The sequence below is a fragment of the uncultured Amnibacterium sp. genome, from assembly GCF_964245895.1.
Lineage (GTDB): Bacteria > Actinomycetota > Actinomycetes > Actinomycetales > Microbacteriaceae > Amnibacterium.
This window is the reverse complement of the sequence record NZ_CAXTOQ010000035.1, coordinates 1-25,520: the sequence shown is the minus strand read 5'-3', so window position 1 is coordinate 25,520 and position 25,520 is coordinate 1. Positions and strand designations below refer to the sequence as shown.

At 73.8% G+C, this 25,520-nt stretch carries 20 protein-coding genes and 1 riboswitch; of the genes, 4 read left to right on the top strand and 16 right to left on the bottom strand.

Translation table 11 applies throughout. The annotated features are described in order from the left end of the window. The coding region (locus tag ACFE60_RS07265; protein WP_375388182.1) for a family 78 glycoside hydrolase catalytic domain at positions 1-2,163 on the top strand (2,163 nt) is incomplete at its 5' end. 33 nt (positions 2,164-2,196) lie between these two features. After that, a complete protein-coding gene (locus tag ACFE60_RS07260) occupies positions 2,197-3,270 on the top strand; it encodes a LacI family DNA-binding transcriptional regulator (protein ID WP_375388181.1) in 1,074 nt (357 codons plus the stop codon). A gap of 30 nt (positions 3,271-3,300) precedes the next feature. Here ACFE60_RS07260 and ACFE60_RS07255 read toward each other — a convergent pair whose 3' ends face one another. Continuing rightward, positions 3,301-4,158 carry a LacI family DNA-binding transcriptional regulator gene (locus ACFE60_RS07255; RefSeq protein WP_375388180.1) on the bottom strand — a complete coding sequence of 286 codons (858 nt, stop codon included), beginning with the start codon at positions 4,156-4,158 and terminating at the stop codon, positions 3,301-3,303. Positions 4,159-4,311: 153 nt separating this feature from the next. Here ACFE60_RS07255 and ACFE60_RS07250 point away from each other — a divergent pair, with 153 nt between their 5' ends. Beyond that, positions 4,312-5,133, top strand: a complete 822-nt coding sequence (locus tag ACFE60_RS07250; protein WP_375388179.1) for a PfkB family carbohydrate kinase — start codon at positions 4,312-4,314, stop codon at positions 5,131-5,133. Positions 5,134-5,267: 134 nt separating this feature from the next. On the opposite strand, the gene ribH is transcribed toward ACFE60_RS07250, so the two are convergent. From ribH to ACFE60_RS07200, 10 genes are all read right to left on the bottom strand, one after another. Continuing rightward, positions 5,268-5,750, bottom strand: a complete 483-nt coding sequence (gene ribH / locus ACFE60_RS07245; RefSeq protein WP_375388178.1) for a 6,7-dimethyl-8-ribityllumazine synthase — start codon at positions 5,748-5,750, stop codon at positions 5,268-5,270. Then, positions 5,747-7,018: a GTP cyclohydrolase II gene (gene ribA, locus ACFE60_RS07240; RefSeq protein WP_375388177.1), complete on the bottom strand. Its 1,272-nt coding sequence runs from the start codon at positions 7,016-7,018 to the stop codon at positions 5,747-5,749. The genes ribH and ribA overlap by 4 nt, the downstream gene beginning before the upstream one ends. Further along, complete coding sequence (locus tag ACFE60_RS07235; RefSeq protein ID WP_375388176.1) at positions 7,018-7,641, bottom strand: riboflavin synthase; 624 nt, start codon at positions 7,639-7,641, stop codon at positions 7,018-7,020. Before ACFE60_RS07235 ends, ribA begins: the two co-directional genes overlap by 1 nt. Next, positions 7,641-8,699 carry a bifunctional diaminohydroxyphosphoribosylaminopyrimidine deaminase/5-amino-6-(5-phosphoribosylamino)uracil reductase RibD gene (gene ribD, locus ACFE60_RS07230; RefSeq protein WP_375388184.1) on the bottom strand — a complete coding sequence of 353 codons (1,059 nt, stop codon included), beginning with the start codon at positions 8,697-8,699 and terminating at the stop codon, positions 7,641-7,643. Before ribD ends, ACFE60_RS07235 begins: the two co-directional genes overlap by 1 nt. A 119-nt stretch (positions 8,700-8,818) precedes the next feature. Further along, a riboswitch (FMN riboswitch) is annotated at positions 8,819-8,953 on the bottom strand. 189 nt (positions 8,954-9,142) lie between these two features. Next, positions 9,143-10,048 carry an alpha/beta fold hydrolase gene (locus ACFE60_RS07225; RefSeq protein ID WP_375388175.1) on the bottom strand — a complete coding sequence of 302 codons (906 nt, stop codon included), beginning with the start codon at positions 10,046-10,048 and terminating at the stop codon, positions 9,143-9,145. Between the two features lie 11 nt (positions 10,049-10,059). After that, positions 10,060-11,163, bottom strand: coding sequence for an NAD(P)/FAD-dependent oxidoreductase (locus ACFE60_RS07220; RefSeq protein ID WP_375388174.1), 1,104 nt, complete (start codon positions 11,161-11,163; stop codon positions 10,060-10,062). A gap of 92 nt (positions 11,164-11,255) precedes the next feature. Further along, positions 11,256-12,263 (bottom strand): tryptophan--tRNA ligase, encoded by a 1,008-nt coding sequence (gene trpS, locus ACFE60_RS07215; protein ID WP_375388173.1) that lies wholly within the window; start codon positions 12,261-12,263, stop codon positions 11,256-11,258. Continuing rightward, positions 12,260-13,126 (bottom strand): exodeoxyribonuclease III, encoded by an 867-nt coding sequence (locus ACFE60_RS07210; protein WP_375388172.1) that lies wholly within the window; start codon positions 13,124-13,126, stop codon positions 12,260-12,262. The genes trpS and ACFE60_RS07210 overlap by 4 nt, the downstream gene beginning before the upstream one ends. A 111-nt stretch (positions 13,127-13,237) precedes the next feature. Next, positions 13,238-15,550 carry an AbfB domain-containing protein gene (locus ACFE60_RS07205; protein WP_375388171.1) on the bottom strand — a complete coding sequence of 771 codons (2,313 nt, stop codon included), beginning with the start codon at positions 15,548-15,550 and terminating at the stop codon, positions 13,238-13,240. Between the two features lie 218 nt (positions 15,551-15,768). After that, positions 15,769-17,022, bottom strand: coding sequence for a YhjD/YihY/BrkB family envelope integrity protein (locus ACFE60_RS07200; RefSeq protein ID WP_375388170.1), 1,254 nt, complete (start codon positions 17,020-17,022; stop codon positions 15,769-15,771). A gap of 162 nt (positions 17,023-17,184) precedes the next feature. Here ACFE60_RS07200 and ptsP point away from each other — a divergent pair, with 162 nt between their 5' ends. Next, positions 17,185-18,828: a phosphoenolpyruvate--protein phosphotransferase gene (gene ptsP, locus ACFE60_RS07195; RefSeq protein ID WP_375388169.1), complete on the top strand. Its 1,644-nt coding sequence runs from the start codon at positions 17,185-17,187 to the stop codon at positions 18,826-18,828. A 106-nt stretch (positions 18,829-18,934) separates the two neighbouring features. On the opposite strand, the gene ACFE60_RS07190 is transcribed toward ptsP, so the two are convergent. From ACFE60_RS07190 to sdhA, 5 genes are all read right to left on the bottom strand, one after another. Continuing rightward, positions 18,935-20,815 (bottom strand): hypothetical protein, encoded by a 1,881-nt coding sequence (locus ACFE60_RS07190; RefSeq protein ID WP_375388168.1) that lies wholly within the window; start codon positions 20,813-20,815, stop codon positions 18,935-18,937. A gap of 54 nt (positions 20,816-20,869) precedes the next feature. Beyond that, a complete protein-coding gene (locus ACFE60_RS07185; protein WP_375388167.1) occupies positions 20,870-21,895 on the bottom strand; it encodes a CAP domain-containing protein in 1,026 nt (341 codons plus the stop codon). Between the two features lie 168 nt (positions 21,896-22,063). Continuing rightward, the gene (locus tag ACFE60_RS07180; protein ID WP_375388166.1) at positions 22,064-22,897 is read right to left on the bottom strand and encodes an endonuclease domain-containing protein; all 834 of its coding nucleotides are present in this window, start codon (positions 22,895-22,897) and stop codon (positions 22,064-22,066) included. Between the two features lie 209 nt (positions 22,898-23,106). After that, positions 23,107-23,868 carry a succinate dehydrogenase iron-sulfur subunit gene (locus tag ACFE60_RS07175; protein WP_375388183.1) on the bottom strand — a complete coding sequence of 254 codons (762 nt, stop codon included), beginning with the start codon at positions 23,866-23,868 and terminating at the stop codon, positions 23,107-23,109. Between the two features lie 44 nt (positions 23,869-23,912). After that, positions 23,913-25,520: succinate dehydrogenase flavoprotein subunit (sdhA, locus tag ACFE60_RS07170; protein ID WP_375388165.1), on the bottom strand; the 1,608-nt coding region annotated here is incomplete at its 5' end.

Genomic DNA, 25,520 nt, shown 5'->3' with positions numbered 1-25,520 from the left:
GTGCTCGTCCGCCTCGCGGGCGGCTGGTGGTCCGACATGGTCTCGTTCCTGCGGGTGAACACCGGGTTCTACGGCGACCGGCCGTCGCTGCTCGCCAGGCTCGTGCTGGAGGAGGCCGACGGGCGGCGGACGACGGTCGTCACGGAGCCGGGGACCTGGCAGTTGCGGACCGACGGGCCGATCCGGAACGGCTCCTTCTTCCAGGGCGAGCGGTACGACGCCCGGCTGGAGCCGAACGAGACCGCCGAGTCCGGGTGGCGCGACGCGGTCGTCGTGGAGCCGATGGCCCGGTTCGCGGCTCCCGCGCTCGTCGCGAAGCGCGACGACCCGGTGCGGGTCGTCGAGCGGCGCATCGGGCGGCTGGTCGGCGAGACCCGGTCCGGCTCCGACGCCTGGATCTACGACATGGGCGTCAACATGGTCGGCGTCCCGCAGATCGACGTCGACCTGCCGGAGGGCACCGAGCTGGTGCTCCGCACCGCCGAGATGCGCTACCCGGACCTCCCCGTCTACCGCGAGCAGGGCCTGCACGGCCTGCTGATGACCGAGAACCTGCGGGAGGCGCTGTCGACGGACTTCTACACCGCGGCCGGCGGTCCCCGCCGCTGGCACCCCCGCTTCACCTTCCACGGCTACCGCTACGTCGAGATCAGCGGCACGTCAGGACCGCTGCCGCCCGAGGCGGTGCAGGGCCTGGTGCTCAGCTCGGTCGAGATGACCGGCGACGTGGACACCTCGGATCCCGCCCTGAACCGGCTGATGCGCAACATCCAGCGGTCGCAGACCGGCAACTTCCTCTCCATCCCCACCGACTGCCCGCAGCGGAACGAGCGGCTCGGATGGCTGGAGGCGGTCACGGAGTTCGCGCGCACCTCGCTGTTCACGAGTGACGCGGCGGCGTTCACCGGCCGGTTCCTCGATCTCCTCCGGGACAGCCAGGTCGACGACGAGCTGCTGCGCGACGCGACGGATCCGCTCGGGTTCCACGAGGACGGGCACGCCGTGCTCGCCGTCGAGGACGGCGTGCCGCGCGCGCTGTTCACCGCGCCCGCCGTGTCGGGCATGTACCCGAGCTACGTGCCCGGCTTCGACGCCTACCGGTCCTGGGGCACCCCGTGGAGCTCGGCGGGCGTGCTCGTGCCCTACGAGCTGTACCGGCACCACGGCGCGCTCGAGGTCGTGCGGCGGTCCTTCGACTCGATGCGGCGGTACCTGGAGGCGATGCACGGCCTGCGCCTGCCGGGATCCTCAGCCCTCAGCTCGGACGGCGGCTCCTGCGGCGACTGGCTCGCGCTCGACAAGCCGCCGCACGCCTACACGGACGCGACCGTCTACGCCTGGTCGCTGCGCTGCTTCGCGGAGATGGCGGAGGCGATCGGCGAGCACGCGACGGCCCGCGACTACGACGAGCGGTGGCAGGCGGCGCGGCTGGAGTGGAACGCGCGGTTCGTCGACCCGGCCTCCGGGCGCCTCCGCAGCCCCGACGCGGGGGAGTCGCAGTCCGCCTGCGTGCTCGCCCTCGCGTACGGCCTGCCGTTCCCCGAGCACCGGCCCGGGATCGAGGCGGCGCTCTGCGCCGCGGTCGAGCGGGGCTGGAACGGCGCGCCCTACGGCATCACGACCGGGCTGTTCACCACCCCGATGATCAACCTCGTGCTGTCCGACATCGGGCGGTCCGACCTCGCCTACGCGATGATCGAGAACCGCGCGTTCCCCTCCTGGCTGTACCCGGTCACGCAGGGCGCGACCTCGGTCTGGGAGCGCTGGAACTCGTTCACGGAGGAGGGCGGGTTCGCGAGCGGCAACGCCATGAACTCCTTCAACCACTTCTCCCTCGGCGGCGTCGGCGCGTGGCTGTTCAACCGGGTCGTCGGCATCGACCGGGACCCGGCGCGGCCGGGCATGCAGCACGTGCTGCTGCACCCGGTGCCCGGCGGGTCGCTCACCTCCGCCGCGGGCCGGACCCGCACGGACCACGGGATCGTCGAGGCGTCCTGGGCGTACACCGAGGACCGCGCGCGCTGGACGTACTCGGTGCGGCTGCCGGCGAGCACCGGGGCGACCATCGACCTGCCGTGGGCAGGCGGGGCGCGGTTCGAGGTCGGGGCCGGCGCCTGGCGCGTCGTCGTCGAGGACGGGTCTGCCGAGCTGCAGGAGGCCTGAGGTGGCCGGGGATCCTATGCTCACGATGCTGTGGTGACACGACGGCCTGGCCCTGGCGACGACGCGGGGCGCCGCCGCGCCACCGGGGAGCCCACGATCCAGGAGGTCGCGCGCGAGGCCGGGGTGTCCGTCGGCACCGTGTCGAACGCGCTGAACAACCCGCAGGTGGTCTCCGAGAGCACCAGGGAACGCGTGCGCGCCGCGATCGAGCGGACCGGCTACATCCGCAACGGGGCTGCCAGGGCGCTCGCGGCCAACCGCAGCGACAGCATCGGCCTGGTCGTGCCGAGCCTCGGCAACAGCTTCTTCGTGGACATCGCGAAGGGGGCGCTCGGGGCGGCGCGCGAGCGGGGGCTCGCGGTCCTGGTCGCGGACGCCGACGACGACTTCGCGCTGCAGGACCGGCACCTCGACGCCTTCGCGGAGGCGCGCGCCGGCGGCATCCTGCTCGCGCCGATGCACGACTCCATCGACGGCATCTCCCGGGTGCGGCAGCACGGCCGCCGCGTCGTCGTCGTGAACTACTCCTACCCGACCGTCAGCTGCTGCTCCGTGCTCGTCGACGACCGGGCCGTCGGCGCGCTCGGCGTCGAGCACCTCGTCGACGTCGGCTGCGACCGCGTCGTGCTCGTCTCGGTCGACGACTTCCTCCAGCCGGTGCGCGAGCGGCGGCGGGGCGTGCACGACGCGGTCGCGCGGCTCGGCCTCGACCTCGAGGAGATCGAGGTCGCGAGCCTCGACGGGGACGAGGGCAGGCGGGCCGCGCACGCCATCGCCGACGGGCTGCGCGCCACGGGCGAGGCCTCGCGGGTCGGCGTGCTCGCCGTCACCGACAGCCTGGCGCGCGGCCTGCTCGACGGCTTCGTCACCGACGGCCGGGCGGCGGTGCCCGATCGGGTCGCGGTGATGGGCCTGGACGGCAACAGCGGCGACTGGAACGGGCCGATCTCCCAGACCACCGTGGAGCTGCCGGGGCGGCACATCGGCCGCGAGGCGATGCTGCTGCTGCTCGAGGAGATCGAGGACGACGAGCACGAGCACCGGCAGGTCGTGCTGCCGCCCAGGCTGCTGGCGCGCGAGAGCACCGTCGGGCGCGGGGAGGGGTGACCGCGCCGCCTGCGACTCGGCCGCCGGAAGTCAGCGGGCGCGTCCGGGTCCCGACGAGCGCACGAGCGGGCCGGTGCTGCCGCGCTGCACGAGCCCCGTCGGCATGAGCCGCGACTGCTCAGGATCCGGGCCGTGCCCGATCCCGGAGAGCAGCAGATCGGCTGCCGCCGCCCCCAGATCGTCGGGGCGCTGGCGGACGGTGGTGAGGTCAGCCGCCTCCGCGCGCGGCTCGTCGTCGAATCCCACGACGGAGAAGTCGCGGCCGACCTCCAGCCCGAGCTCCCGCGCCGCGTCGAGCACCCCGAGCGCGACCTCGTCCGACACCGCGAACACGGCGGTCGGACGGTCGGGGTCCGCGAGCACCTCGAGCGCGACGGCGCGGGCCGCGTCCCGATCGAAGGCCACCTCGATCACGACCGGCTCGAGACCGGTCTGCTCCATCGCCTGGCGGTAGCCGCGGGCGCGGCGGCTGTGCACCGAGAAGTCCATCTGGTCGTGCAGGTCGCCCGCGAAGTGCGTGATGCGCCGGTGCCCGAGGTCGAGCAGGTGCTGCGTCGCCGCACGCGACGCGCCGATATCGTCGATCATCACCGTCGGGAAGCCCAGGGCGCTGCCGCCGATCAGCACGAGCGGCCGCTCCCACGCGAGCACCCGGCTCGCCTGATCGGGCCCGGACCTGAAGCCCACCGCGATGGCGCCGATGGAGTCCGCCGCGGCGAAGTCCTCCGCGATCGCGGACACCGCGGCGACGGTCGCGGTCGGCGACGGCGGGATCACGTGGACGATCACGGTGTGGCCGGCGGCCTCGATGTGCTCACGGGCGCCGCGCAGCACCTCGGCGAAGAACCACCGGTCGTCGTACGGCGCCGCGATCGAGACCACTCCCACGCGTCGGACCCTACTTCGGCGCCTTGGGCCTCCGTCGGGAGGGTGCCGGCGCTCCGCATGCCGCGCGGGGCATGCAGCGCGCCGGGGGTGGTCGGAGGGGCGACGGGGCTTCGTGATCCGCCCGGCGGCCCTGCGCGCTGCCACGATGGAGCCGTGGCGGACGTGTGGGTGCTGGGCTCGTTGAACGTCGACGTGGTCGTTCGGGTGCCGAGGCATCCGGCGCCGGGCGAGACCCTGATCGGCGGCGACCCGGAGACGGCGTTCGGCGGCAAGGGCGCGAATCAGGCGGTCGCCGCCGCGGCGGCCGGCGCGCACGTGCGCATGATCGGCGCGGTCGGCGACGATGCGGAGGGAGCGGCGTACCGGGAGCGACTCGCCGCCTTCGGCGTCGACGTCGCGGCGGTCCGATCCGTGCCGGGGGCGACCGGGCGCGCCTTCATCGCGGTCGCGGACGACGGCGAGAACACGATCATCGTCTCGCCGGGCGCGAACGCGGCCGTCGGTCCGGCCGATCTCGCGGCTCTCGACGGGATCGCGGCGGGGGACGTGCTGCTGCTGCAGCTGGAGATCGACCTCGCCGTGGTCGCGGCGGCGGCGCGGCGGGCGGCGGCCGCCGGTGGCCGGGTCGTGCTGAACACAGCGCCGTACGCGGATCTGCCGGCGGACGTGCTCGGCCTCGGCGACCCGGTCGTGGCGAACGAGACGGAGGCGGAGCTGCTGGCCGCAGCGGGCGGACGGCCCGAGCAGCTGCTCGTGACCCTCGGCGCCGACGGCTCGCAGTGGGACCGGACCGCGGTCCCGGCCGACCGCGTGGGGCACGTCGTCGACACCACCGGAGCGGGCGACACGTACTGCGGTGCCCTGGCGGCGGCCCTCGCCGCCGGCCTCGACCGCGAGCCCGCCATGCGCGCCGCGGCCGCCGCCGCGGCGGAGTCGGTCGAGCACGAGGGCGCCCAGCCCGCCGCGCCCCGCTGACCCAGCCCCCGGTGACTGCCCCGCCCGCCGGTGCGGGCGGGGCAGTCACTGCGGGGCGCGACAGGCGCCGGTCGCTGATGAGCCTCTGTGCGGCTGCTGTGCCCGCGCGGTCGGGTCATCAGCCGCACAGGGGCTCAGGAGGAGCGGGCCCCGATCGCACGCAGCATGAGGGCGGTCAGGAGGGCCGCGCTCGCCGCCTCCGCTCCCTTGTCCTCGCGGGAGCCGGGGAGGCCGGCCCGGTCGAGCCCCTGCAGCTCGTCGTCCAGCGTCAGCACGCCGAAGCCGACCGGCTTGCCGGTGTCGAGGGCGACGCGGGTGAGGCCGTCCGTCGCGGCCGACGACACGTACTCGAAGTGCGGCGTGCCGCCGCGGATGATCACCCCGAGCGCGACGACCGCGTCCGCGCCCGCCTCCAGCGCCGCCTTCGCGACGACCGGCAGCTCGAAGCTGCCCGGCACGGCGAGGTCCTGGACCGTCGCGCCGGAGGCCTCGAGCACCCGTCGCGCGCCCGCGAGCAGGCCGCCCGCGATGACCGGATGCCAGGTGCCGTGCACGATCGCGACGGTCAGCCCGGTGCCGTCGATCGGCTGCTCCTGCGGCTTGCCCTCGGCGCTCATCCTGCCCTCCGCTCGCGCTTCACGGCCCGCGGCCGGTCGATCAGGTGCCCCATGCGCTCCCGCTTCGTGTCCAGGTAGCGCTGGTTCGCGCCGCCGACGCCCACGACCAGCGGCTCGCGCGCGGCGACCCGCACCCCGTGCGCCTCCAGCTGCGTGATCTTGTCCGGGTTGTTGGTCAGCAGCCGCACGTCGGTGAGGCCCAGATCGGCGAGGATCGCGGCGGCCGCGCCGTACTCCCGCGCGTCGACCGGCAGGCCCAGCGCGAGGTTCGCGTCGAGCGTGTCCAGGCCGTCCTCCTGCAGGCGGTAGGCGCGCAGCTTGTCGATCAGGCCGATGCCGCGCCCTTCCTGGCCGCGCAGGTAGACGACCGCGCCTCCCTCCCGGTGCACCCGGTCGAGCGCCGCGTCCAGCTGCGGGCCGCACTCGCACTGGACGGAGCCGAAGGTCTCGCCGGTGAGGCACTCGGAGTGCACGCGGACCAGCGGCGGCCGGGTGCCGTCGCCGTCCGCGACGAGGGCGACGTGCTCGTCGCCCGTGAGCAGGTCGCGGTAGGCGCGGGTGCGGAACGTGCCGCGCGCGGTGCGGAGGCTCGTCTCGACCTCGAAGCGGACCCTGGGGGCGGGCGCGGGGCGGGTGATCCCGGCCTCGTCGCACTCGAGGGGGTGCTCGTCGAGGTAGCGGACGAGCGCGGCGACCGTGGTGACCGGTACCCCCTCCCGCTCGCCCAGCGCGAGCAGGCCGGGCAGGCGGGTCATCGAGCCGTCGGGGGAGACGATCTCCGAGATCGCGGCGACCGGAGGCAGCCCGGCCAGCTTCATCAGGTCGACGGCCGCCTCCGTGTGCCCGCCGCGCTGCCGCACCCCGCCGTCGACGGCCCGCAGCGGCAGGACGTGCCCCGGCCGGCTGACGGCCGCGGGCGTCGACGTGGAGTCCGCGAGCACGGCCAGGGTGTGCGCCCGGTCGGCGGCGCTGATGCCGGTCGCGAGCCGGTCGCTCGCGTCGACGCTCACCGTGTAGGCGGTGCCGCGCGGGTCCTGGTTCTGCCGCACCATCATCGGCAGGTCGAGCCGGTCCGCGATCGCGTTCGTCATCGGGGCGCAGATGAACCCCGACGAGTGGTTCACGATCCACGCGATCGACTCCGGGGTAGCGAGGGCGGCGGACACGATCGCGTCGCCCTCGTTCTCGCGCCCCTCGTCGTCGGCGACGACGACGACCCGGCCGTCCCGCAGCGCGGCGACGACCTCCTCCACGGACGACAGCGGCATCACGCCACCCCTCCCTCCGCCGGCGCGGCGGCCAGCAGTCGCTGGACGTGCCGGGCGAGCACGTCGGTCTCCAGGTTCACGCGGTCCCCGACGGCCAGCCGGCCGAGCGTCGTCGCGGTCAGGGTCTCGGGGATCAGGCTGACCTCGAACCACTCGGTGTCGTCGGATCCGATCGCGGAGACCGTGAGCGAGGTGCCGGCGACCGCGATCGACCCCTTGTCGACGACGAGGGGAGCGAGCTCCTCCGGCAGCGAGAACCGCAGCACCCGCCACGACCCCTCGTCGCGGACGTCGACGAGCACGCCGACGCCGTCGACGTGGCCCTGCACGATGTGGCCGCCGAGCCGGTCGCCGACCTTCGCGGCCCGCTCGAGGTTGACCTCGTCGCCGTCGGTCAGGTCGGCGACCGCGGTGACGGCCAGGGTCTGGCCCATGACGTCGACCGTGAAGCGCGGCAGGTCGAGGGCGACGACCGTGAGGCAGACGCCGGACACGGCGATGGAGTCGCCGTGCCGCGCGTCGGAGGAGGCGAGCGGCGCGTCGACGGTGAGCCGAGCGCCCCCGTCGGCGGTCCGCTCCCACCCGACGACGCGGCCGCGCTCCTCGATGATCCCGGTGAACATCAGCTTCCTTCCGAGTGCGACGAAGGGGTGCCTGGATCCGGGGAACCGGACGGATCCCCGGATCCAGGAGCACCGTGCGGGCGGGCGACCACGAGCAGGTCGTCGCCGAGGCGGTGCACCTCGCGGACGGCGAGGCGGCGCTGAGCGCCGATCGTCGGCACGCCGAGGTCGAGGGTGGCGAGGCGGTCCCCGCCGAGCAGGGTGGGCGCGAGGTACACCAGCACCTCGTCGACCAGGTCCGCCGCGAGGAAGGCGGACACCAGCGTCGGCCCGCCCTCGAGGAACGCGGTGGTGAGCCCAGCAGCGACGATCGCGTCGAGCGCCGCGCGCGGGTCGTGGCCGGGGACGCGGAGGAGCGGACGCGGATGGGTGCGCACCGCCGCGCCCTCGACGGGCTCCCGCCGGCCGACGACGACCGGGACCGGCTGGTGGGGCAGCAGCCGGCCGACCGCGTCGCGCGCGGTCAGCGCGGGATCGTCGGCGATCACGGTGCCGGTGCCGACGACGACCGCGCCGTGCGCCGCGCGCCGCCGGTGCACGTCGAGCCGCGCCTGCGGCCCCGTGATCCAGCGGCTCGACCCGTCCGCGGCGGCGACGCGGCCGTCGAGGCTCGAGGCCCACTTCGCGGTCACCCACGGCCGCCCCCGGCGGATCGCGGTCGCCCACCGCTCGTTCACCTCGGCGGCCTCCGCGGCGAGCACTCCCTCCTCCACCGCGACGCCGGCGGCGCGGAGGCGGTCGGCGCCGCCCGCCGCGAGCGGGTTCGCGTCGCGATGGGCGAACACGACGCGGGCGACACCGGCCTCGACCAGGGCGACGGAGCAGGGACCGGTGCGCCCGGTGTGGTCGCACGGCTCGAGCGTCACGACCGCGGTGGCGCCCGCCGCAGCGCCCTCCGGCACCTTCGCGAGCGCGTCCGCCTCCGCGTGCGGGGTGCCCGCGCCGCGGTGCCATCCTTCGGCCAGCACCGCGCCGCCCGGGGCGAGCAGCACGCAGCCGACCTGCGGGTTCGCGCCGCCGGCGGGGCCCCGAAGGGCGAGGTCGAGGGCGCGGCGCATCGCACGGACGACCGAACGGTCGGTCTCGAGCCCGGCGGCGGCCACGCGTCCTCGCTTCCCTCGGGTGCTTCCGGGGGTCGCGGGACTGCGCCGCGGGCGGCCGCGCGCACGCGGTCGCCTCCGTGCTTCTCCCATCCAGACTGTGACTGTCGGTTCCGGAGTTCCACCGGATCGGCCCGCACCGCCCTCGCGGGCGCTGCGGGTTCGCGGACTTTGACCGCCGGTTCGGAATTGCGCCGACCCCGGAGCACGTGTTGCTTGCCCGCAGCATAGCGCTGGGTCCGCGGGCGCTCGCGTGGTCGGGGGAGGGGCGCCGGTCGCGCGGTACCCGTGGCGTCGCGCGGTGGAACGCGGAGCGTCGCGCGGTGCCTGTGGCGTCGCGCGGTACGCATGCGTACCGCGCGACGCCCGGGCTACCGCGCGACCGGCGGGTCGGTACCGTGTCAGCCGCGGAGGCGGTCCAGGGCCTCGAGCACCGCGTCCGGGCGCTCGACGAGCGCGAAGTGGCCGGAGCCCGGAACGACCTCGGCCGAGAACCGCGGCACCAGCCGCCGGAAGGCGGCGTCGTCCCCCCGTCCGACGAACACGTCCCGCGCGCCGCGCAGCCCGATCACCCGGCACCGGATCGACCGCCAGGCGGCGAAGTCGGCCGAGCCCGCTGCGCGCGCGGCGGCGGTGAACGCCTCCGGTCGCACCGCGTCCGTGAAGGCGGCCAGCGTCGCCGGATCGGCGTGCCGCGGGTCGGCGAACAGCGGCGAGGCCAGCCGGCCGAGCGCCCCGGACCGCCCCAGCACCCGGAGCACCGGCGCGCCGCGGCGGGGCAGCAGCCGCAGCGCCCGCATCGCGAGCAGCATCCCGGCGAACCAGGGCAGGCGGAGCCCGCCGCGGACCGGCCGCCTGATCGCATCGAGCACCGCCGGCCCCGTGGGCGACACGACCAGCACGCCGTCGGTCGCCTCCGACTCGCGGGCGGCGAGGCCGAGCGCGACGAAGCCCCCGAGCGAGTGGCCGGCCACGGTCCATCGGGTCCCTCCCGCGGCACGCGCGACCTCGGCGACGATCGCGGCCGCGAGGTCCGCGTCCAGCGCCGAGGACGGCGCCGGGCTCTCGCCCCAGCCTGGCAGGTCGATCGCCACCGCGTTCCCGACCGGCCGGCCCGACGCGGCAGCGAGCCGCAGCAGCGGCAGCCAGTCGCGCCAGGACCCCGCCGCGCCGTGCAGCAGGATCACGACCGCGCCGTCGACGGGATCGCCGCAGCGCGCCACGACCGGGCCGACCGCCGTCTCGACGACGACCCGGCGCAGCCCCGCCTCCACCGCCTCCACGGCGCGGGTTCGTCGCCGTCGCACGCCGCGAGGGGTCAGAACCGCGCGGGGGAGAGCTGCGGCAGCAGGTCGTCGAGCCCGGCGATGCCGTGCGGCACCCCGAGCAGGTCGGCGGCGACGACCCGGCCGAGCGCCGCGGAGGTCTGGATGCCGTACCCGCCCTGGCCGGCGAGCCAGTAGAAGCCCGGCACGTCCGCATCGAAGCCGACCACGGGCAGCGCGTCGGCCGAGAGCGTGCGCAGGCCGGTCCAGGTCTGCACGGGCGCCCCGAGCGCGAGGTCGGTGGCCGCGTCGACGCGGTCGAGGATCGTCCGGACGACCTCCTCGCGCGGCTGCGCGTCCTCCGGCTCGCTGACCTCGTCCTCGAGCGCGGAGGCGAGGATCGTCGCGCCTCGGGGGCGGAAGTAGAACCGGTCGGCGACGTCGGCCGCCATCGGCCAGGCCGGGTCGACCGGGCGGCTCGCGGGCGCCACGGCGACCGTGCGGCGCTTCGGCGTGAGCCCCCGCTGTCGCACCCCCATCAGCGCCGCGACCGTGTCCACCCACGCGCCCGCCGCGTCGACGACGGTCGCCGCCTCGATCGTCGCGTCGCCGGCCTGCAGCCGCCAGACGTCGCCGATCCGCTCCGCTGCCGTCACACGGGCGCCCGGGACGACGCGCACCCCGGCCCCGACGGCGTCCTCGCGGTACCAGGACAGCAGCAGCGGCACGTCCACCTCCACGGCGGAGGAGTCGATCGCGGCGTCGAGGAGCAGGTCGCGGCGCAGGGCGGGCAGCAGCCGCACCGCCTCGTCCGCACCGATCGGCGCGAGCCCCGGCACGGTGGCGAGCAGCTCGTCGAGGTGCGACCGGTCCGCGTCGTACTGCAGCCACAGCAGCGGCCGGGAGACGTAGACCGGCAGTCCGGCGCGCTCGGCCCTCGCCGTGACCATCGGGATGGATGCGGTGGTGAGCGCCCGCACCGGGGCGGGGCCGTAGGTCGGCTGCATCTGCTGCGCCGACCGGCTCGAGGTGTGGTGGAACAGCTGCGGCTCGGCCTCGATCACGGCGACGGAGGAGCGGTCGCCGATCGCCGCCGCGAGGGAGAGGCCGGCGATCCCGCCGCCGACGATGGCGATGTCCGCCGTGATGCTGCTCATGCCGCCTGTCTACCGGTGCCGTGTGTCGAGCGTGTTCCGTCTCTCAGGCGTTCCGGCGCCGCCGGAACGCCTGAGACATGAGGTCCCGCGGGTCAGAGGGAGGGGTAGAGGCCGACGCGCTCCTGCACCCGCGCCAGCTTCCCCGTCGCGAGGGCGTGCGCGCGCTGCGCGCTGCGCTCGAGGATCCGGTCGACCTCGACCGGGTCGCTCTGCAGCTCGATGGTGCGCTCGCGGATCGGCGTGAACGCCTCCACGACCGCGTCGGCGACGTCCCGCTTGAAGTCGCCGTAGCCGCGGCCCTCGTACTCGGCCTCGAGCGTCGCGATCGGCACGCCGCGGAACGCGGAGAGGATCGCCAGCAGGTTCGAGACGCCCGGCTTCTCGGCGCGGTCGAACCGCACCTCCCGCCCGGTGTCGGTCACGGCCGACCGGATCTTCTTCGCGATCGCGGTCGGGGTGTCGAGCATCCAGACGATGCCGGCGTCGGACGCGGCGGACTTGCTCATCTTCGCGGTCGGCGTCTGCAGGTCGTAGATCCGGGCGGTCTCCTGCTGGATCTGCGGCTTCGGCACGACGAACGTGTCGCCGAACCGGCTGTTGAAGCGCTGCGCCAGGTCCCGCGCGAGCTCGACGTGCTGCTTCTGGTCGTCGCCGACCGGCACCAGCTCCGTGTCGTACAGCAGGATGTCCGCCGCCATCAGGATCGGGTAGGTGAACAGGCCGACGCTCGACGCGTCCGCGCCGGAGCGGGCCGACTTGTCCTTGAACTGCGTCATCCGGCCGGCCTCGCCGAACCCCGTGATGCCGTTCAGGATCCAGGCGAGCTGCGCGTGCGCGGGCACCTGCGACTGCACGAACATCGTCGACCGGTCGGGGTCGATGCCCGCGGCGAGGTACTGCGCCGCGAGCGTTCGCGTCGCCTCCCGCAGCGCCTTCGGGTCCTGCGGCACCGTGATCGCGTGCAGGTCGACGATGCAGAAGATCGCGTCGAAGTCGTCCTGCATCGCCTGCCACTGCTGGATCGCGCCGATGTAGTTGCCGATGTGCAGGGACTCGGCGGACGGCTGGATGCCGGAGAAGATGCGGGGCTTGTCGCTCATGAGGTCCTCGAGGGGGTGGAGGGGGGACCGATGCGGTAGTCGACGACCACGGGCGTGTGGTCGCTCCACCGCTCGTCCCGGGTCGCGGCCCGGTCGACCGCGTGGGCCACGACGCGCTCGCCGAGCGCGGGGGAGGCGAGGTGGTAGTCGATGCGCCAGCCGACGTCGTTCGCGAACGTCTGCCCGCGCCACGACCACCAGGTGTACGGCCCAGGCACCTCGCCGGCCGCGCGCCGGCCGACGTCGATCCAGCCCTGCCCGCCGCCCGCGTTGTAGTCGGCTTCGCCTTCGACGCCGACGAAGCGATCCCAGTAGGCGCGCTCCTCCGGCAGGAAGCCGGAGCTCTTCCGGTTGCCCTTCCAGTTCTTGATGTCGAGGCTGCGGTGCGCGACGTTCAGGTCGCCCACGACCACCGCGAGGGGGTTGTGGGCGACCAGCTGCGGCAGCCGCGCCTGCATCGCGTCCAGGAAGCGGAGCTTGTCGTCCTGCTTCGGCGTGCCGACCTCGCCGGAGTGCACGTAGGCGGACACGACGGTGAGGATCTCGTCGCCGACCGCGTAGTCGGCCTCGAGCCACCGACCGGCGGTGTCGAAGTCCTCGTCGCCGATCGCGACGCGGTGGATCTCCGTTCGGCCTCGCGACGCGATCGCGACGCCCGCGCGGCCCTTCGCGGTGGCGGCGTCGTGCAGCACGTGCCACTCGGGGCCGAGCAGCCCCTCCAGGTCCTCGGTGGAGGCGCGCACCTCCTGCAGCGCGAGGATGTCCACCTCCCGGCCGTCGAGCCATGCGCCCATGCCCTTGCGGAACGCGGCGCGGACGCCGTTCACGTTCACGGTCGCGACTCGGACGGACTGCTGGACCACGGGGAGCGAGCCTAGGCGGGGCCGCGGACGCCGCCTGGCGGAGGCCGCGGCCGGAACGACGGCGCCCTCCGGCCCGTGCGGGTCGGAGGGCGCCGTCATCGCGGGTACCGGCTACCGGGCCAGCCCCTTCGTCGAGACGAAGGTCGCTCCCTTGTGGCTGGCGTTCGTCTCGGTGAGCTTCTTCACTTGCACCGTCGTGCCGGTCGTCCGCAGGTAGAGCGCAGGGTTCGCGGTGAGCCGGAGGGACAGCCCGCGACCGAGCGCACCGGGGACGGCCGTGAAGGTGGCGCGCTTGGCGAAGGCGGAGGTCCTGCTCAGCTTCGCGAGCGTCACCGATCCCGAACCCTTCTTCGGCGCGACCAGGAAGTACCCCGGTCTGGCGACCGATTCGAGCGAGTACCCCTTCTTGGAGCCGAGTCCGGACCGGACGATCCAGGACGTCGCCTTCCGAGCGGAGCTCGAGCTGGCCGACGTGACCTTCTTCAGCACCACCTTGGAGCCCGAGCGGGAGACGCTGTACCCGGTCTTGGCCGCCGAGGAGAGGCTCAGCGAGCTGCCCGTCGTCAGCTTGACCGTCTTGCCGGCCGTGCCCGTCGTGGGAAGCGTGCCGGCGCCCGCACCGGTGCCTGCGCCCTTGCCCGGCGCGGTGCCGTTGGCCGCAGGAGCGCCGGCGTCGTTGGCGGCGTCGGCCGCGGGAGCGGCGGCGACGGTGACGAGCCCGGGCGCGCCGTTGCGGATCGTGATGATCTGCGCGGGGGAGGGGACGCCCTTCGAGTCCACGACCGTCAGCTCGTAGTCGCCGGGCGGCATCGTGTTGATGGAGCCGGGCAGCGTCGCGTTGACCGTCGCGCCGTTCTGGGTGACGGCGAGCGGGATGCGTCGCTGGTCGGTGTTCTGCGAGTGCGTCACGGCGGGCACGGAGATGAGCGATGCGGACGCGATGTCCCGACCGTCGCCGATCGTCAGGCCGACGGTCCCGCCGTAGGTGGCCGAACCGTTCATCGCGGTGATCGTGGGGCGCGAGGCCCACTTGACGCTGCCGTCCGCGGCCTTGGTGAAGAGGTAGGCCGGGTAGTAGAGCTCCGCGTTGAAGTTGTCGACGGGGCCCGGGTTGCCGCCGCCGCCCGTGAAGACGGCGCCGCTCGGCAGGAGCACGGAGGTCGAGTGGTACGTGCGCGTCGCCTGCGCGGTGGCCGCGTACTGCCAGCCGCCGACGGCGGAGGCCGCCGGGTCCCAGATCTCGGACTTCCGGACGGAGTTCGCGTCGCCGCCCTGCGTCCCGATGATCGTGCCGCCGTTCGCGAACACCTTGCCGTCCGGCAGCACCGTGAGGTTGAGCCAGTTCCTGGCCGCGTTCATCGGGCTGCCCGGCGTCGCCGTCGGCGTGGCGCCGTTCACGTCGAGCATCGCCGTCTGGTTCGTCGCGGTGGCCGGGTCGTCGTTGTTCACCTGGCCGCCGCCGGCGACCAGGATCTTGCCGGGCGCGTACATCACCTGCGAGCCTGAGACCTTGGGGTTATACGGCAGGGTGCCGACCTGCTGGGCGGAGCCGTTGCCGTTCGGGTCCAGCGTCCAGATCGCGTCGCCGGAGAAGCCGACCACCCCGCCGTTCGGGGCGTTGAACGCCCGCGGGTACCACCAGTGGTTGTCCACGGCGCCGAAGAGGTCGGTGCTCGCGGCGCCGGTCAGCTGCGTCCACGCGCCCATGCCGGTGCCGATCTCGGGGGTGAACGCGACCTTCGAGTTGTCGTTCGGGGTCAGGTAGGCGCCGGTGTTGCCGGCGTTCGCGCCACCGAGCAGCAGGATGCGGTTGTCCGGCAGCCGCAGGGCGGTCGGGTACCACCGCTTGTACGCGAGATCCGCGCCCATGGTCTGCGCGCCCGTGGTCGGGTCGTAGATCATCGTCATCATGTCCGCCGCGCGCGCGTCCCACACCTGGCCGCTGACCATGAGCAGGCGGCCGTCGGCGAGGGTCACCGCCGCGTTGCAGAAGCTGTCGTAGGAGCCCATGACGCCGGAGTCGATGTGGCTGCCGAGCCCGAGCCCGGACGAGGGGGTCCACTTGTCCCACACGACGCCGGCCTGCGCGACCGTGTTCTGCGGTGTGCCGTAGGTGACCAGGTCGCCGTTCCGGGTCAGGGTCGCATGGAGCGCGACGATCGGCCACGCCGCCAGGCTGCCGAACATCCCGTCGTCGGCCGCGGCGGCCGACGGGGTCAGCGCACCCATCTCGGCGTCGGAGGGCTGGTTCAGGGCGACGGGGTTCGCGCCGATCTCGTAGGTGCCGGCCGTCGCCGCGGACGCGGGAGCCGACAGGCCGGCGCAGACGCAGGCGGTCGCGATCAGCGACACGATGGTGACGGGTGCCGCGAATCGCACGATTCGGGCGCGCGAGGGCAGGGTGAAGGGACGTGTGGGGAGCACGGAAATCTCCTGGGTGGGGAGAGGCTCGGTGGGTGCCGAGCCGGAAGCCCGGCGGGGTGGCCGGGCGTGCCCGATCGGGTTGCCGGGCTCTGGAACCGTAGGTTGTGCCCCGAAGGAGGGGCAACCCCCCGAACGGGGGTGCCTGCCCGGCGGAGCGGCTGCCGCGCGGCAATCCGGGGGCTCAGCGAGCGCCGAGCGAGCGGCTCACCGCGGAGGGGTTACCTCCCGGTCGTCCGCTCGACCTGCCGGGCGTCGGGATCGGGGTCGCCCGTCTCCTCCTGCGCCCGGGCGAACTCGGTCTCGGTCGGCACGTCGGCGCGGCGGCGCTCCTCCGCCCGCGTCTCCCGCTGCAGCTCGCGCTCGAGCCGCCACCGGCGCAGCCCGCTGGACGCCGCGACCCGCTGCTGCAGCGCCTCCTGGTTCGCCTGCGCGACCAGCCGTCTCGCGTCCTCGAGCTGCTCGGCGTGCTGCCGCTCCCGCTGCTCGGGCGAGAGCGTGCGGGGGTCGATCCCCGCGTCCTCCATGCCCACGTCGACCCACGACGCGGCGACGAGGATCACCTGGCAGACGAAGTTGAAGTACAGGAGGACGCCGACCAGGGTCGCGAACGCGCCGATCACGGGGTTGCTGGAGGCGCCGCCGAGCAGCGACGTGCCCAGCGTCTGCAGCACCGTGAGGGCGACGCCGCCGATCAGCGAGCCGACCAGCAGCCGGCGGAACGGGATCGCGACCCCGGAGAGGATGCGGAACGCGCCCATCAGCAGGGCGGTGTCGATGCCGACGAGCAGCACGGAGGTCACGGCGGACGTCGCCAGCTGCTGCAGCACCGAGGCGCCCCCGAACCCGAGCAGGGAGAGCACGGCGTCGAGCGCGGTGTTGCTGACGAGGCTGAGGACGGCGGACAGCAGCACCACCGCGCCGAACGCGATCGTCAGGCCGAGGTCCTTCAGCTTCAGCACCACCGGGTTCGTGGTCGGGTTCGGCAGGTCGAACATGATCCGGATCGCCGTGCGCAAGGTGCCGAGGAAGCCGACGGCGGTGAGCAGCACGCCGACGAGCGAGATCGCCCCGCTCCAGCTGAGCGCGGACGTGTTCAGCAGCGTCGCCGCCTTGATGGCGCCCGAGTCCCCGTTCCCCGGGTAGGAGATCAGGCCGGGGATGAACCGGTTCAGGGTCGAGAACAGCGTGTCCTGCAGGGCGGGGTCGCCCTCGATCACGAAGCCCGCGACGGAGAAGACGAACCACAGCCCGGCGAAGAGCGCGAAGATCGCCTGGTACGTCATGCCGGAGGCGATGAGCGGGCCGTTGTCGGCGCTGTAGTGCAGCAGCACCCGCACCGGGCGCAGCGCGAACACGGTCTGCACCAGGCCGGCGATGCCGGTCCTCGGCGCCTCCGCGTCGGGCTTCGCCCCGGAGGCCTCCGCGGACACCTCGTCGTCGCGCACGCCCTGATCGCGGCCCAGCAGCGCCATGCCGGGAACCTACCGAGTGCGCGCTGAGCGCGAGATGGGGAATCGCCGAGGGATGGGCGCAGGGGCGGCCCCTGGTTGTCCCTCACAACCCCGGCAATACACTGCGGTGTCGGCCGCAGCAGCGCTGCGCGGCCATCGGGACGTGAACGCGAGGAGGCGTCGATGCAGCTGTCGGGGATCGGAGTGGGCAGGGCGATCGCCACGGGGCCGGTGCGCAGGATGCCGGATCCGCTGCCGGAGCCGTCCGAGGCGGAGCGCCCTGCCGACCCGGACGCGGAGGTCGCCCGCACGCGCTCCGCGCTGCAGCAGGTCGCGGCCGAGCTGACCGATCGCGGCGCGCGCGCCGGCGGCGACGCGAAGAACGTACTCGACGCGCAGGCGCTGATGGCCGAGGACCCGACCCTCGTCGACGACGTCGTCGCGCGGATCGGCCAGGGGCGCACCGGCCAGCGGGCGGTGCACGAGGCGTTCCTCGAGTTCCAGGTGATGCTCGTGGGCCTCGGCGGCTACATGGCGGAGCGCGCCACCGACCTGGGCGACGTGGCCCAGCGCATCATCGCGCGGCTGACCGGGGTCCCGGCGCCCGGCGTGCCGGAGTCGGACACCCCCTTCGTGCTGATCGCCCGCGACCTCGCGCCCGCAGACACCGCGCTGCTCGACCTGGACAAGGTGCTCGGGCTCGTCACGCGCGACGGCGGGCCCACCTCCCACACCGCGATCCTCGCCCGGTCCCGCTCCATCCCCGCGATCGTCGGCGTGAAGGACGCGCTCGACCTGCAGGACGGCCAGATCGTCGTCCTCGACGCCGGCACCGGCGTGATCGAGGTCGACCCGGACGCGGAGGCGATCGCCGCCGCGCAGCGGACGATCGCCGAGCGGAAGGCGGCCGCGAACGCCCCGATCACGGCCGGCGCGCTGGGCGACGGCACGAAGGTGCAGCTGCTCGCCAACATCGGCAGCGCGAAGGACGCCGTCAAGGCCGCCGAGCTCGGCGCCGAGGGCGTCGGCCTCTTCCGCACCGAGTTCCTGTTCCTCGACGCGAAGTCGGCGCCGACCGTGCAGCAGCAGAAGGAGCAGTACGTCGCGGCGCTGAAGGTGTTCCCGGGCAAGAAGGTCGTGGTCCGGGCGCTCGACGCGGGCGCCGACAAGCCCCTCGCCTTCCTGAACGACAGCGAGGAGGAGAACCCGGCGCTGGGCCTGCGCGGGTTGCGGGTGCTGCGTGAGCACGAGGACATCCTCCGCGAGCAGCTGACCGCACTCGCGGAGGCGGCGGCCGAGACCGAGGCCGACCTCTGGGTGATGGCGCCGATGGTGTCGGAGCCGGAGGAGAGCGAGTACTTCACGGCCCTCGCCCGCGAGCTCGGCATCGCCACGCCCGGGGTGATGGTGGAGGTGCCGTCCGCGGCGCTGCTGGCCGCGCAGATCCTGGAGACCGCCGACTTCGTCTCGATCGGCACGAACGACCTGACCCAGTACACGCTGGCGGCCGACCGCCTGCTCGGCTCCGTCGCCGCCTTCCAGGACCCGTGGCATCCCGCGGTGCTGCAGCTGGTGGCGGCGGTCGGCCGGGCCGGTGCGGCGGCGGGCAAGAGCGTCGGGATCTGCGGCGAGGCCGCGGCGGACCCTGCGCTCGCCGTCGTGCTCGTGGGCCTGGGGGCGAAGAGCCTCTCGATGACGCCCGCCGCACTCGCCGACGTGCGCGCCGAGCTGCTGACCGTCACGCTCGAGGAGGCGAAGGCGCGCGCCGCCGCCGCGCTCGCCGCCGGCAGCGCCTCCGCCGCCCGCGCTGCGGCCGCCTCCGCCTGACCCGGCACCCTTTCGTTCTGCAGGTCGGCTGGACCTACAGAACGACAAGACGGAGCGGCACCTTCCGTCTTGTAGGTCCTCCGGACCTACAAGACGGAAGGAAGGGCTACTCGTCGGCGACGGGGACGAGCATGCCGACGCGGTTCGAGTCGTGCGCCCCGATGAAGAACGCGGGCTGGTTGTTCCAGGTGCCCGTCGCGGACCCCTCGCCCTCGCCGGACATCATCAGGTCGGCGGAGAGGCCCGTCGAGGTGAGCGTCGTCCCGGCCAGGTCGTACTTCTCCAGGTGGTTCCTGCCCTTGAGGCTCGTGTACACCCACAGCTGGCCGTCGACGATCTCGATGCCCTGCGGCACGCCGGTGATCGCGATCGGCATGGGCGTGCCGATCAGGTGGCCGGAGCCGTCCGACGCCGGCCACAGGGACACGGCCGTGACGGTGTAGCTCGGCGCGGTCCCGGAGAACACCAGCAGCTGGCTGTGCGCGTCGTCGACCGCGATCATCCCGTTGTTCCCGAGGGAGGAGAGGTCGATGGACTCGACGATCGCGCTGCCCGGATCGGCGAGCGTCGCCGCGTCCCAGTCCGGCTTGATCGCCCAGACCTGGGTGGGGTTCGCCGCTCCGCCGTTCGCGGCGTAGAGCAGCCCGGAGACCGTCGAGAAGGCGAGCTCGGCCGCGTGCCCGATGGCGATGGGCCCGAGCGTCGCGATCGGCTGGCCGTTCGACCCGAAGGTCTCGATCCGCGAGGTGCCGTCGCCGTTGTCGTAGCCGACGTAGAACGTGCCGTCGTGCACGGCGAGCCCCTGCTGGTTGCCGGCGGCGGCCGAGAACAGGTCCTGCACGGTGTACGGCAGGTGGTCCTTCGTCACGAGGATCGTCCTGGACCGCGCGGTCGGCAGCCCCTCCGGCCCGCGCAGGGTGAGCGTGGCGGTGTAGGAGCCCGGCACGATCGCACCGAGGGTGCGGCCGTCCCAGGAGACGGCGCGGGGCGAGCCGTCCGGCACGGCCCACTGCGCGACCACCTGCTTGCCCAGGCTGATCGTGAGCGTGCCGGAGACCTTCGCCGGTGAGCCCGCGGAGGCGGCGCCGCCGACGGTCAGCGTCTCCGTGTCGAGGAAGCCGTCCTTGACGGGCTGCAGGGTGTCGGAGGACCGGGTCAGTGTGATGCTGCCGACGCCGGTCGGGGCGAGCACGAGCGTCGACCTCCGTGTCACGGCCTTGCCGGCGGGCCCCGTCACCTTCGCGGTGACCGCCGCCGTGCCGAGGGGCAGGCCGACGACCGAGAGCCTGGCGAGACCGGTCGCGCCGACGGGCTTGGCGACGTGCCGCTTCGCGGCGTCGATGCGGACGGAGCCCTGCACCGGCACGGCCGTGCCGGTCTCGTCCGTCGCCACGACGGTGACGTCGGCGCGATCGAGCACGCCGTCCTGCCAGGGGTACAGCGTGCGTGCCACGGGGCGGATCGCGACGTGGACGGGCTTCCCCGAGCCGACCGTCAGCGGCGTCGGTGCCTTCGCGGCGACAGCCCGGTCGTCGCTCCGGCGCGCCCGAAGCGACCAGGTCCCGGCGGACAGCTGGGGGATCGTGACGCGCACGGTCCGCTGCCACGAGGCACCCGCCTTGGCGAGCCGCACGGCGTCGGCGAGGTGCACGGACTTCTTCCCGCGTGTCGCGATCAGATCGACGGCACCGCCCTCGCCGGAGCGGATCCGGACCTTCGTCGCGTCGCGCAGGCCGTCCCCGGCCGGCAGCGTCAGCGCCGCGGACCCGGTGACGTCGACGGCCAGAGCGGCGCCGACGGGCCGGGGCGCGGCGGTCGCGGTGGCCGTAGCGGTCGGGGAGGGGGAGGGGGTCGGGGTCGCGGGAGCGGCCTGCGCCCCGCCGCCGCCGGCGACGAGCGATCCCGCGACGACCGCGGCGGTCAGCGTCGCGACGATCAGCGACGCACGGATCCTGCGCGCTCCTGCACCTCGGCTCGTTCGACTCACAGCCGGGCCAAGGTAGGCGAGCCCCCCTCCATCGGGGGGCCCGCCACGCGGGGATCAGCCCGCGAAGTCCTGCACCCAGTACTGGCCGTACGGCGACCCCTGCACGGTCGCGTGGCCGAGTCCGATGCGGGTCACGTCCTTCGCCATGATGTTCGCGCAGTGCCCGGGGCTCTTCAGCCAGCCCGCCATCACGGACGCGGCGCTCGTCTGCCCCGCGGCGATGTTCTCGCGCTCGGTCGTGTTCGTGATGCCGACCGCCTTGAGGCGGGAGACCATCGTCGACCCGTCCGGCGAGGTGTGGTCGAAGAAGCGCTCCTGGCCCATCTTCAGCGCGTAGGCGCCGGCCGCGGTGTCGAGCGCCGTGCTGCGCTGCAGCGCGGGCGCCGCCGGATAGGTGGTGGCGCCGCAGCTGCGCGCCGTCGCCCGCGCCTGGTTGACCAGGGTGAGGAGCTGGGCGCGCAGCGCCTCCGCGCCGGCGGGAACGGGCGCCGCCGTGGCCACCGGCGCCGGCGTCGTCGGGGTCGCCGTGGGGGTCGCGGTGGGCGCGGCCGTGGCGGCCGCCGCGGTGGTGAGGGCCTTCTTCGCGGTCACCGCGGCGCCGTCCTCGGCGGAGCGCAGGGCGTGGACGCGCAGCACGGCGCGGCCGGCGGCCTTCGGGGTCCGCCACGCGACGGTCGCCGCCCCGTTGCGCGAGGTGCGGTCGGTGTCGAGGACCCGCCAGGCGCCGCGCACGAGGCGCTCGAGCCGCACGGTGCGGCGGTCGCCGCTGACGAGCACGAACGCGCGGAACGTCTTCCCCGCCGTCACGCTGGTGGGCGCGGCCGCCCAGCCGCGCACGACGGTCGCCGATCGCGTGGAGGCGGTCGGTGCCGCCGTGGCGGCCGTCGTGGCGCGCGCGATGGTCGTGGCGCGCGCGGTGGGCGTCGCGATCGGCGCGCGCGCGGCGGGCGACGTCTGCTGCGCGTCGAGGGCGAACGCGGTGGCGGCGGAGGCGCCTCCGAACACGACGGCGCCGACGACGGCCAGCGTGACGACGCGGAACAGGGAGCGGGAGCGGCTGCGAGATCGGGAGGAGCGCATGGCACGAGGGTGCTGTCCGCCCCGCACGGCCACGGGCGGGTCGGGGCGCGTGTCGCGGACGCGTCGCGATCCTTCCGCTCCGCGGGATCCGTCCCGTCCGACGGCGATCCGACCGTTCGACGGAGGGAACGGCGCTCGATCGCCGTCTTTCGGGCCGATCGCCGTCCTTCAGGCGAGCGCGAGCGCCGAGCAGATCGCCCGGAACGTCGCGGGCCACTCGAACAGCACCTGGGCGTAGGTGAGTCGGAGCGTCCGGTAGCCGTCGATGGTGGCGGTGAGGTCCCGCTGCCGGTCGTGCTCGAAGGCCGCTCCGAGGTGGTACCGCTTCCCGTCCGTCTCGATGATCAGGCGACCGCCGACGAGCAGGTCGACCTCGCCGATACCGGCGAGGATCGGGTGCACCAGCAGCGGGATGCCGGACTGCTCGAGCAGGTACCGCACGATCGACTCGAGCCCCGAGTCCGCACGGCCGTCCGCCGCGAGCACGATGTGACGGAGGCGGGCGGGGAGGGACGCTGCGAGCAGCGGCAGCTCCGATGCGCGCAGACGCCGCTGATGCAGCGCCGAGTCGATGATCGCGACAGCGAGCTCCGGGCGCAGGCACCGGACGGCGTGCTCGAGCACGAGCAGAAGCGGCGCGATACGGTCGGGAAGCGTCCGCGGCGAGGGCATCCGCTTGGTCCAGTGGACGCAGACTCCGTCGCCCTGGACGAGTGGAAGCGAGGCATCGTCCGGATCCCGAAGCCGGCTGGCGCCCGCGGGTACCGCGAGATGCGTGATCCCGTCGTCCGGCGCCCAGAGCCCGAGCGCGGCCGCGCCGGTCGTCGCTGTGGCGGCGCCGCCGGCGCGTGCTGCGCGGACGAGCTCGTCCGGCGCGCCCGGTTCCGCCCACAGCCCCTGCCGGATCGGGATGAGTCGGCCGGTATCGACCATGCCGGTGATCGTGGTGCGGGCGAACCCCCGCTGGTGCAGCTCGGCGGTGGTCCAGAACAGTCGTCGCATGCCCCGGGATGCTGGTTCGCCGGATCCGCCTCGCACGGCCGGAACGACCGGGGCCGCCGGATGCGTCCGACATCGACCCTGGGGAGGAGCGGCTCGCCGGCTCAGCGGGCGCCCATGTCCCACGAACGGCGGCGATCCGACCGGATGACGGATCAGGGTCCCGGATTCCTCCGTCGTCCGATCGGATCGCCGTCGTCCGGACGGACGGCTCAGGCGATCTTGACCTTCTCGGGGCGGCGGATCGTCGCCGCCTTCACCTCGCTGATGGCCTTCGTGATCTGGATGCCGCGCGGGCACGCCTCGCTGCAGTTGAAGGTCGTGCGGCAGCGCCACACGCCCTCCTTGTCGTTCAGGATGTCGAGGCGCACCTCGGCCTCCTCGTCGCGGCTGTCGAAGATGAAGCGGTGCGCGTTCACGATCGCCGCCGGGCCGAAGTACTGCCCGTCCGTCCAGAACACCGGGCACGACGAGGTGCATGCCGCGCAGAGGATGCACTTCGTGGTGTCGTCGAAGCGCTCGCGGTCCGCGGCGGACTGCAGGCGCTCGCGGCCCTCCGGCGGCGCGGTGTGCGACTGGAGGAAGGGCTGCACGGCGCGGAAGGAGGCGAAGAACGGCTCCATGTCGACGACGAGGTCCTTCTCGAGCGGCAGGCCCTTGATCGCCTCGACGTAGATCGGCTTCGAGGTGTCGAGGTCCTTGACCAGCGTCTTGCAGGCGAGCCGGTTGCGGCCGTTGATCCGCATCGCGTCCGAGCCGCACACGCCGTGCGCGCACGACCGGCGGAACGTCAGCGAGCCGTCCTGCTGCCACTTGATCGTGTGCAGCGCGTCGAGGATGCGGTCCGTCGGCAGCGTGTCCACGTCGTAGTCGACCCAGCGCGGCTCCTGGTCCACCTCCGGGTCGAAGCGCCGGATGATCAGCGTGATCGTCGTGAAGCCCTCGGCCGGTCGGCGCTTGAGGGCGGGGTTCATCACGGCGTCGGTCACGCCAGCCGGATTGAGCGCAGTGATCGTCATCAGTACTTCCGCTCCATCGGCTGGTAGCGCGTCACGACGACGGGCTTCCAGTCCAGCTTGATGTGGTCGGCGGCGTCGGACGAATGCGGGTCGCCCGTCAGGTACGCCATCGTGTGCTGCATGTAGTTGGCGTCGTCCCGCTTCGGGTAGTCGTCGCGCATGTGCCCGCCGCGGCTCTCCTTGCGGTTGCGCGCCGAGAACACGACCACCTCCGCCAGGTCGAGCAGGAACCCCAGCTCGATGCCCTCGAGCAGGTCCGTGTTGAACCGCTTGCCCTTGTCCTGGATGCCGATGTTCCGGTACCGCTCACGCAGCCCGTGGATCGTCCTGGTCACGCTCGCGAGCGACTCGTCGGTGCGGAACACCTGCGCGGATGCGTCCATCTCATCCTGCAGCTCCTTGCGCAGGTCCGCGATCCGCTCGGTGCCGGTGGAGGTGCGCAGCTGCTCGACCAGCTCGCGCACGGCCTTCGCCGGGTCCTTCGGCAGCGGGACGAACCGCGCGGTGCGCGCGTAGTCGACCGCGTTGTTGCCGGCCCGCTTGCCGAACACGTTGATGTCGAGCAGCGAGTTGGTGCCCAGCCGGTTCGACCCGTGCACCGAGACGCACGCGCACTCGCCCGCCGCGTAGAGCCCGGGGACGACCGTGTCGTTGTCCGCGAGCACCTCGGCCTTCACGTTCGTCGGGATGCCGCCCATCGCGTAGTGCGCGGTCGGCATCACCGGCACCGGCTCGACGACGGGGTCGACGCCCAGGTAGGTGCGGGCGAACTCGGTGATGTCGGGCAGCTTCGTCTCCAGCACCTCGGCGCCCAGGTGCGTGCAGTCCAGCAGCACGTAGTCCTTCAGCGGGCCGGCGCCGCGACCCTCCGCGACCTCCTGCACCATGCAGCGGGAGACGATGTCGCGCGGAGCGAGGTCCTTGATGGTCGGCGCGTAGCGCTCCATGAACCGCTCGCCGGAGGCGTTGCGCAGAATCGCGCCCTCGCCGCGGGCGCCCTCGGTCAGCAGGATGCCGAGCTTCGCGAGGCCGGTCGGGTGGAACTGGAAGAACTCCATGTCCTCGAGCGGCAGGCCCTTGCGCCAGATGATCCCGACGCCGTCGCCGGTCAGCGTGTGCGCGTTCGAGGTCGTCTTGTAGATCTTCCCGAAGCCGCCGGTCGCGAACACGATCGACTTGCCCTGGAAGACGTGGATCGTGCCGGTCGCCAGCTCGTAGGCGACGATCCCGGAGGGGCGGGAGACGACCCGGCCGTCCTCCTCCACGTCGGTCATCGCGATGTCGAGCGCGTAGTACTCGTTGTAGAAGTCGATGCCGTGCTTGACGCAGTTCTGGTACAGCGTCTGCAGGATCATGTGGCCGGTGCGGTCGGCCGCGTAGCAGGCGCGGCGCACCGGGCTCTTGCCGTGGTCCGCGGTGTGGCCGCCGAAGCGCCGCTGGTCGATCTTGCCCTCGGGCGTGCGGTTGAACGGCAGGCCCATGTTCTCGAGGTCGATGACCGCGTCGATGGCCTCCTTCGCCAGGATCTCGGCCGCGTCCTGGTCCACCAGGTAGTCGCCGCCCTTCACCGTGTCGAAGGTGTGCCACTCCCAGCTGTCCTCCTCCAC

Bases quoted from the DNA above. Each gene is read 5' to 3' on its own strand.
- ACFE60_RS07235 (WP_375388176.1), bottom strand. From the start codon at position 7,641: ATGTTCACCGGGATCATCGAGGAGCGCGGCCGCGTCGTCGGGTGGGAG.
- trpS (WP_375388173.1), bottom strand. From the start codon at position 12,263: ATGAGCGACAAGCCCCGCATCTTCTCCGGCATCCAGCCGTCCGCCGAG.
- ACFE60_RS07220 (WP_375388174.1), bottom strand. From the start codon at position 11,163: ATGAGCAGCATCACGGCGGACATCGCCATCGTCGGCGGCGGGATCGCC.
- ptsP (WP_375388169.1), top strand. From the start codon at position 17,185: ATGCAGCTGTCGGGGATCGGAGTGGGCAGGGCGATCGCCACGGGGCCG.
- ribD (WP_375388184.1), bottom strand. From the start codon at position 8,699: ATGCGCCGCGCCCTCGACCTCGCCCTTCGGGGCCCCGCCGGCGGCGCG.
- ribH (WP_375388178.1), bottom strand. From the start codon at position 5,750: ATGAGCGCCGAGGGCAAGCCGCAGGAGCAGCCGATCGACGGCACCGGG.
- ribA (WP_375388177.1), bottom strand. From the start codon at position 7,018: ATGCCGCTGTCGTCCGTGGAGGAGGTCGTCGCCGCGCTGCGGGACGGC.
- ACFE60_RS07185 (WP_375388167.1), bottom strand. From the start codon at position 21,895: ATGCGCTCCTCCCGATCTCGCAGCCGCTCCCGCTCCCTGTTCCGCGTC.
- ACFE60_RS07180 (WP_375388166.1), bottom strand. From the start codon at position 22,897: ATGCGACGACTGTTCTGGACCACCGCCGAGCTGCACCAGCGGGGGTTC.
- ACFE60_RS07175 (WP_375388183.1), bottom strand. From the start codon at position 23,868: ATGAACCCCGCCCTCAAGCGCCGACCGGCCGAGGGCTTCACGACGATC.
- ACFE60_RS07200 (WP_375388170.1), bottom strand. From the start codon at position 17,022: ATGGCGCTGCTGGGCCGCGATCAGGGCGTGCGCGACGACGAGGTGTCC.